This is a genomic window from Streptomyces sodiiphilus, assembly GCF_039529215.1.
GTDB lineage: Bacteria > Actinomycetota > Actinomycetes > Streptomycetales > Streptomycetaceae > Streptomyces > Streptomyces sodiiphilus.
Window position 1 is genome coordinate 278,875 of record NZ_BAAAMJ010000008.1, and the last position, 7,012, is coordinate 285,886.

Annotated in this window: 8 protein-coding genes; all 8 read right to left on the reverse strand. The window is 70.6% G+C overall.

All coding sequences use genetic code 11. The annotated features are described in order from the left end of the window. Window positions 1-41: 41 nt before the first annotated feature. The 8 genes from ABD299_RS04535 to ABD299_RS04570 all read right to left on the reverse strand — a co-directional run bounded on the left by ABD299_RS04535 (window position 42) and on the right by ABD299_RS04570 (window position 6,841). Window positions 42-776, reverse strand: coding sequence for a D-Ala-D-Ala carboxypeptidase family metallohydrolase (locus ABD299_RS04535; protein ID WP_344259002.1), 735 nt, complete (start codon window positions 774-776; stop codon window positions 42-44). A gap of 164 nt (window positions 777-940) precedes the next feature. After that, a complete protein-coding gene (locus ABD299_RS04540; RefSeq protein WP_344259003.1) occupies window positions 941-1,921 on the reverse strand; it encodes a hypothetical protein in 981 nt (326 codons plus the stop codon). 112 nt (window positions 1,922-2,033) lie between these two features. Further along, window positions 2,034-2,768 carry a D-Ala-D-Ala carboxypeptidase family metallohydrolase gene (locus tag ABD299_RS04545; protein ID WP_425581249.1) on the reverse strand — a complete coding sequence of 245 codons (735 nt, stop codon included), beginning with the start codon at window positions 2,766-2,768 and terminating at the stop codon, window positions 2,034-2,036. A gap of 124 nt (window positions 2,769-2,892) precedes the next feature. Next, window positions 2,893-3,522 carry a peptide deformylase gene (gene def / locus ABD299_RS04550; protein WP_344259004.1) on the reverse strand — a complete coding sequence of 210 codons (630 nt, stop codon included), beginning with the start codon at window positions 3,520-3,522 and terminating at the stop codon, window positions 2,893-2,895. Between the two features lie 93 nt (window positions 3,523-3,615). Further along, window positions 3,616-4,608, reverse strand: a complete 993-nt coding sequence (locus ABD299_RS04555) for a tetratricopeptide repeat protein (protein WP_344259006.1) — start codon at window positions 4,606-4,608, stop codon at window positions 3,616-3,618. Window positions 4,609-4,809: 201 nt separating this feature from the next. Continuing rightward, complete coding sequence (rsrA, locus tag ABD299_RS04560; RefSeq protein WP_344259007.1) at window positions 4,810-5,094, reverse strand: mycothiol system anti-sigma-R factor; 285 nt, start codon at window positions 5,092-5,094, stop codon at window positions 4,810-4,812. After that, on the reverse strand, window positions 5,091-5,720 hold the full coding sequence (locus ABD299_RS04565; RefSeq protein WP_344259040.1) for a sigma-70 family RNA polymerase sigma factor: 630 nt from the start codon (window positions 5,718-5,720) through the stop codon (window positions 5,091-5,093). Before ABD299_RS04565 ends, rsrA begins: the two co-directional genes overlap by 4 nt. 302 nt (window positions 5,721-6,022) lie before the next feature. Further along, window positions 6,023-6,841: an SOS response-associated peptidase gene (locus ABD299_RS04570; RefSeq protein ID WP_344259008.1), complete on the reverse strand. Its 819-nt coding sequence runs from the start codon at window positions 6,839-6,841 to the stop codon at window positions 6,023-6,025. Window positions 6,842-7,012: the final 171 nt, after the last annotated feature.

The window sequence follows — 7,012 nt, forward strand, 5'->3', positions numbered from 1 at the left end:
TCCGGGCCGGGCGGCCGATGGTGCAAGGGAGCCGCGCGAGCTCAGATGCCGCAGTTGGAGGCGGACCAGAACCGGTTCGACCGGTGGGCGACGTGCGTGTGGTTGTGGTGTCCGGGGTAGCCCGGGCCCAGGATCTCCCGGAAGCCGTGGTTGCGGGCGTTCCGGGCGAGCGCACAGAACGAGTGGGTTCCCGTCATGTCGGCGGCGTCACCGTACATGTGGCGGCTGTTGGTGGACCCGCCGACCGCGCTGTTGCAGGACTCCGAGCGGAAGCCGCTGCTGATGTTGATCGGAGCGCTGCCCATGGCGCGGCGCATGGCCTGCAGCTTCCACATCGTCCGCTTGGCGTTCTCCTTCGCCTGCGCGGCACTGACGCGGCCGCCGGACCAGGTGGAGTTGCAGCGGTTGAGCTCGGCGAAGGTGAAGTTCGCCGGGGAGCAGTCCGGCGACTGCAGCGCGTAGATCTGGTTGAACGTCTGCGGCCCGGCGATACCGTCCGCCGACAGGCCGTAGGCCTGCTGGAACCGGGTCACGGCCGCCTTGGTGGCCGGCCCGTAGCTGCCGTCGATGGCGAGCACCTGGCCGTAGCCCGGGTAGCCGGCCACCCGGATCTGCAGCTGGGTCACGTCCGCGCCGGTCGCGCCCTGCGACAGCGTCCGGTTCCAGGTGTAGCAGGCGTCGGCCTGGGCCGTGCCGGCGGTGGCGACGCCACCGACCACGGCAGCGGTGGAGAGCATGACGATGGTGAGCACGAGACGGAGTGTGCGTCTCAGCATGGTGCCTCCGTGTGTGAGGGGGTGAGCTCCAGAGCCTGACGCGTTGGGCGTGCCCACGTCAACGAACTGTCATGAAACTGCAGGGATCGCCAAAGGCCGTGCCACTGAACGGGGTGCGGCGCGGCGGCAGCCCGCCGCGTCACACCCCTGCCGGGAACCCGGACCTACCGCGACAGGACCGACCGCGCGTTCGCCATCCGCTCCTCGTGCTGCCGCGTGTAGTCCTCCAGGATGCCCGCGTGTTCCTCGATCACCTCTTCCTGGTACTCGGCGTCCACCGCCGACCAGCGGGCGATCAGGTCCACCTCCTGCTTGCACTCCACGTCCTTGACGGCGACCTCGATCGCCTTCGGGCCGGAGACGTCACCGCTGAGGCCCAGGTCCTCCTGCACTCCGAACGGGCTGTTGGTCTCGTAGCCGTGTCCGGCCATGCACTGCGCCCAGTCGCCGATGATCTCGACGATCCGCTCGTCCTCGTCGGCCTCCATGCCTGCCTCGTTCTCCAGATTGAAGATCAGAGTGGGGTCCACCCAGTCCTCGCCCGGACGGTTGATCCGCAGCGTCGCATCACCCGCGCATCCCGTGATGGGGACGCGCTCGCCGTTCAGCTCCGGGCCCTTCATCGCCTCTGCCGCCTCCAGGGTCTGCGGAATCTCCGTGCCGTCCAGTTCCTGGTCGCCGTAGAGAGCCAGCTCCTCGTCGGCCGTCAGATCGGCCTCCGGCACCGGAACATAGGCGTTGGGGTCGAGGTCGGTCGGGTGAAGGTAGCCGTGCTCGGCCGCCAGCGTCGGGTCGTCCACTCCGTAGAGGTACACGTACGGCCCGATGAGGGCCTCCGCGCGGGGTTCGGAGGGCTCGTGGTCGAAGCCGTAACGCGCCATGCACTCCTTCACCAGGACGTTGCGCGCCTCCTCCAGCAGGCGCTGGTCCTCGTCGGAGATCCGGTATCTGTCCATCGGGAACGTCAGATCCCCGGCCAGGCTGTCCGGGGCGAGCGGTCCGTCGACCGCCGCCTGCTCGCCGCCCTCGGCGGGTGCGCCTGCCCCGGAGTCCTTCTTCTCCGGCTCCGTCTTCTCACCTCCCCCCGAGCATCCGGTGATGAGGGCGAGGGCGAGAAGGGCCACGGCGGCCGGAGCGATGCGCACCAGTTCTCCAAAGTGAGCGGGACGGGACGGAAAGGCGGAACCAGCGGTGCGGTCCGTCCCCGCCCCNGGCGTTCCGACGGTCACCGGCCGGGGCCGGTGGGGAAGACCGCGATCAGATACCGCAGTTGGGGGCCGACCAGAAGCGGCTGGCCCGGTGGTCGACGTGCGTGTGGTCGTTGTGCCCCGGGTAGCCCGGGCCGAGGATCCCGTTGAAGCCGTGGTTGCGGGCAGCCCGGGCGAGCGCACAGAACGAGTGGCTGCCCGTCAGGTCGGCCGCGTCACCGTACAGATGACGGCTGTTCGAGGCGCCGCCCACGGCGTTGTTGCAGGAGACCGACCGGAAGCCGCTGCTCACGGTGATCGGGGCATTGCCCATGGCGCGGCGCATGGCCTGCAGCTTCCACATCGTCCGCTTGGCGTTCTCCTTCGCCTGCGCGGCACTCACGTTGCCGCCGGACCAGGTGGAGTTGCAGCGATTGAGCTCGGCGAAGGTGAAGTTCGCCGGGGAGCAGTCCGGCGACTGCAGCGCGTAGATCTGGTTGAACGTCTGCGGCCCGGCGATACCGTCCGCCGACAGGCCGTAGGCCTGCTGGAACCGGGTCACGGCGGCCTTGGTGTGCGGACCGTAGCTGCCGTCGATCGCCAGAACCTGGCCGCTGCCCGGGTAGCCGGCCACCCGGATCTGCAGCTGGGTCACGTCGGCACCCGACATGCCCTGCGACAGCGTGCGGTTCCAGGTGTAGCAGGCATCCGCGTGCGCGGTGCCGGCCGTCGCGACGCCGCCGGCCACCGCAACTGTACCGATCATGACAAAACTGACGAGGAGCCGTACCAGGCGTGTGAGCATGATGCCTCCGTGTCGTGGGGGGTCGATCACGAAGACTCGCGTGCCCGGGGCCGCCAGTCAACGGTCCTGCCGACTCCGGCAGAGGACCGTCCACTGACGGAACCGGCCGTGGCCGCGCCGCGGCTCAGTCGCTGGGCACCGTCTCGTAACGGGGGGTGCCCTCCTCCATCATCCTCAGCGCCCTCCTGCGCTCCCGCTTGGACAGCCGGTCGATGTAGAGGTAGCCGTAGAGATGGTCCGTCTCGTGCTGCAGGCAGCGCGCGAAGTAGCCGGTGCCCTCCACGGCGATGGGCTTGCCCTCGGCATCCTGCCCGCGCACCACCGCGTAGTCGGGGCGGGCCAGCTCGGCATACGCGGTCGGGACCGACAGGCAGCCCTCGTTGTTGTCGTCCAGCACCCGGCGCCCGGCCGGGAGCTCCTCCAGCACCGGGTTGCACACCACACCCACATGGCGCACGCCCTCGTCGTCCATGCAGTCGTAGACGAAAACCTTCAGGTCCACCCCGATCTGGTTGGCGGCCAGACCGACGCCCTCCGCCGCCCGCTGGCTGGCGAACATGTCGTCGATCAGCGCGGCCAGCTTGTCGTCGAACTCGGTGACGTCCCGGCACTCCCGGTGCAGCACCGGATTGCCGACCACCGTGATCGGCCGGACCGTGCCGCGCTCGCGATGGGCGCGCTCGCGCTCCTCGCAGTTCTCGGTGTCGACGACGAACTCGCCGCCGGCCGGCCGGTCTGTCTCCTGCTGCGCCATGGTCCGCCGTACGCCTTCCTGCTGCCCTGCCGGGCCCTCCCGGGCTGGGGGCCCTCACATCACCCGTACAGCTTACGGGGAGCGCGGCACGGGTCAGCAGACTTCCTCCAGGTCCCGCCACTCGCGAGTGTCGGGGCTGTCGGCCACCCAGCCGTCCAGCAGCCCGCGCACGAGCGAGGCGGGGGCCGCGAGGCCGCACTCGCGCTCCGGGGACCACGCGCTGCCCGGCCCGGTGTGCCCCAGCGGGCCGGGACGGCCCGGGACGCTGTGGTCATGCGGATCGTGCTGCGCCTCGCCGTCGCCCTCCTCGCTCGGCATCCGGCTCTCCGAGCACGACCGGCACAGCAGCCGCACAGACGAGGACCAGTCCTCGGCCGCGTACCCGGCCTCGGCCGCCAGGTGTTCCAGGGCGTCCCGGTCGGCCTCGGTGGCCGCCTCCAGCAGCACCACCCAGGTGGGCACGGAGGAGGGCGCCCACAGCTCGATCTCGTCGAAGACCGGGAAGACCGACGTCCGCCCACCGCTGGTGGTGGTCCGCTCACCGTGCGGGACACCGTCGTGCAGCACGACTTCGCCCCAGCGCCGCCCGGAGGACGGCAGCGGAATGTTCTGCACCTCGATCCGGGCCGGGTCCAGCCGGCGGCCCCAGACGACCTCCGCCTCCCCCTCCGGTGACAGCCGGACCGCGGCACCGCCCAGGCCCATGCCGAGCGGCTCGCCGGTCGCGGGGGCGGCACCGGGCTCGGGAAGGCCGTAGGCCTGCCAGGCCCGCCTGGCCAGCGGCCAGTCCTGGAGCGCGGTCGCCGCGATGCCGACGTTCCACCAGTCCGGTGCGCCGACGTCCTTCTCCAGCAGCGCCACGGCCCGCAGTCCGGCGGTGCGGGCCTGCTCCCAGTCGTGCCGGAACTTGTGCAGCAGCGCCAGGTTGAACCAGGACTCGGACAGCCAGGGCTCCAGATCCGCGGCGCGCGTCAGCAGCGCGCCGGCGTCCTCGTAACGGCCGTCGTCTATGAGTGTGAACGCCCGGTTGGTCGCCAGCCGCCAGTCCGTGGACGGCCGCTGCCGGACCCTGTTGAAGATCCTCACGGTGTCCTGCCCGATTCCCGCTTCGTCGCTTGCACTTCGACGTTCTCCTGTCCGCCCTCGACCGCATCCAACCATGCCGGAGCGAATGCCTGCTCACAGCATGGGACAGCGGGCCGCCTCGCGCGACCGGCGATGCGGCGAACGACGCACCTGCGACCACGGACGGCAGCGGGCCGTGACCTGCGGGGTGTGCCCGGGCGGCTACTCGGCGGGACGCTCGGGGACCGGGTCCGCCGAGCGGAGGAGCTCGATCCGGCCCATCACCTTGGCGCGCAGGTCCGCGGGCACCTCGTCATGACCGCAGCAGCGCTTCACGAGCTTCTTCACGGCCTGCTCCAGACCGTATTTCTCCAGGCAGGGGGAGCACTCGTCGATGTGCTCGCGGAACTTCGCCGAGTCCACATCGGGCATCTCGCGATCCAGGAACTCGTACAGGTGCCCGAGCACCTCGGAGCAGTCCGGCTCGGGAGACTGTTCACCGCTCATGATCCTGAACCTTTCCGTGCCCCCGCGGGGACCAGACCGCGCTCGCGCGCGTAGTCCTCCAGCATCTCGCGCAACTGGCGGCGGCCGCGGTGCAGCCGGGACATGACCGTGCCGATCGGTGTGCCCATGATGTCCGCGATCTCCTTGTAGGCGAATCCCTCGACATCCGCCAGGTAGACCGCGATCCGGAAGTCCTCCGGGATGTCCTGCAGCGCCTGCTTCACATCCGAGTCCGGCAGGTGGTCCAGTGCCTGCGTCTCGGCCGAACGGAGCCCGGTCGACATGTGCGACTCGGCACGCGCCAGCTGCCAGTCCTCGATCTCCTCGGCCGCGCTGCGCTGCGGCTCCCGCTGCTTCTTGCGGTAGGAGTTGATGAAGGTGTTGGTCAGGATGCGGTACATCCACGCCTTGAGGTTCGTGCCGCGGCGGAACTGGTGGAACGACGCGTACGCCTTGGCGTAGGTCTCCTGCACCAGGTCTTCGGCATCCGCCGGGTTCCGCGTCATCCGCAGCGCGGCGGAGTACATCTGGTCCAGATATCCGAGCGCGTCACGCTCGAACCGGGCGTTCCGCTCGGCCTCGGTCTCCTCGCTCGGACGGTCCTCGGTCCCGGCGACCGGACCCACCTCCTCCGTCAGGGTGACGAGCGAGGATACGGACTCGCTCGTTTCGGAGGATAGACGACGACCCGGGTCATACGCCGCCCCGGGCACGCCGTCGGCGGCGAGCCGCAGCGTCGCCCAGTCGATGTCGGCGGCGGTCTCCCGGGGACGTGACGGGCAGGCGGTCGGACCCATGAGGGTGCTCTCCCTTTCTGACGGCTGTGTCCGTCGCGCGCACGGACATCCCGGACAACACCCGGCTCGCGGATGTCATTCCTTCCCCGCGCCCGGGAGGGAGGGATCCGGGCCATCCGGGGCGGCGGGAGTCAGAAGAGGGTGGTCTCCTCGGGAGCCGCGAGCTCCTCGGTCAGCTGCGGACCGTTGTTGCGGACATTGCTGACCTCGGTGCTCACCGGATAGGCCCGGACAGCTCCCGGGGGCGGCGGCTCCAGCAGGGCTCTCAGCTCCTCCGGGTCGGTGCGCGACGGGTCGAGCCAGGCATCCCACCGGTCGGGCGGAAGTATCAGGGGCATGCGCGGGTGGATGTCCGCCAGCGTGCGAGGGCCCTCGTTGCCGGCCGGGCGGGGCAGCTCGGTGCCCTCGGCCTCCGTGGTGATCACCGAGCAGGTGGCCCACCAGGCCCGCGGGTGGTCCTCGGGGAGCGAGGGGTCCCGCCAGAACTCGTACAGCCCGGCCATCGCCATGACCGAGCCGTCCGACGGTGTCACGAAGTAGGGCTGCTTGCGCGGACGCTTGCGCTTGCCCTTCACCTCCTGCTCCCGCTCCGCGTCACCGGTGGCCCACTCGTAGTACCCGTCGGCGGGGAGCAGGCACCGGCGCGCCACGAAGGGACGGCGGTAGGAGGGCTTCTCGTGCACCGTTTCCGCACGCGCGTTGATCATCTTGACGGCGATCTCGGGCGACTTGGCCCAGGAGGGCACCAGGCCCCACCGCAGCACCCTCAGCTGGCGCACCGGCGCGGGGTCGTCCGAGCCCTTCAGGGGGCGGTCCAGGACCGCGTACACCTCCTTGGTGGGCGCGACATTCCAGTCGGCCGGGAGGACGGCCGACTCCTCCAGGTGGCGGACCCCGAAGGCCTCGGCGATCTCCTCGGGCCCCCGGCTTGCCGCATACCGTCCGCACATGTCCGCCACTGTAGTCACCCGCTCCGACAGCGGGCGCCGGACAGCCCCGCGCCCCCGGCCGGAGTCGGCCGGGGACGCGGGGTCACGCGGTCACCCTCCGCCGACGGGAGACGTCAGCGGGTGGTCCGGTCCTCAGTTGACGGGCGGGTGGGCGTTGGCGAGGAGTTCCTG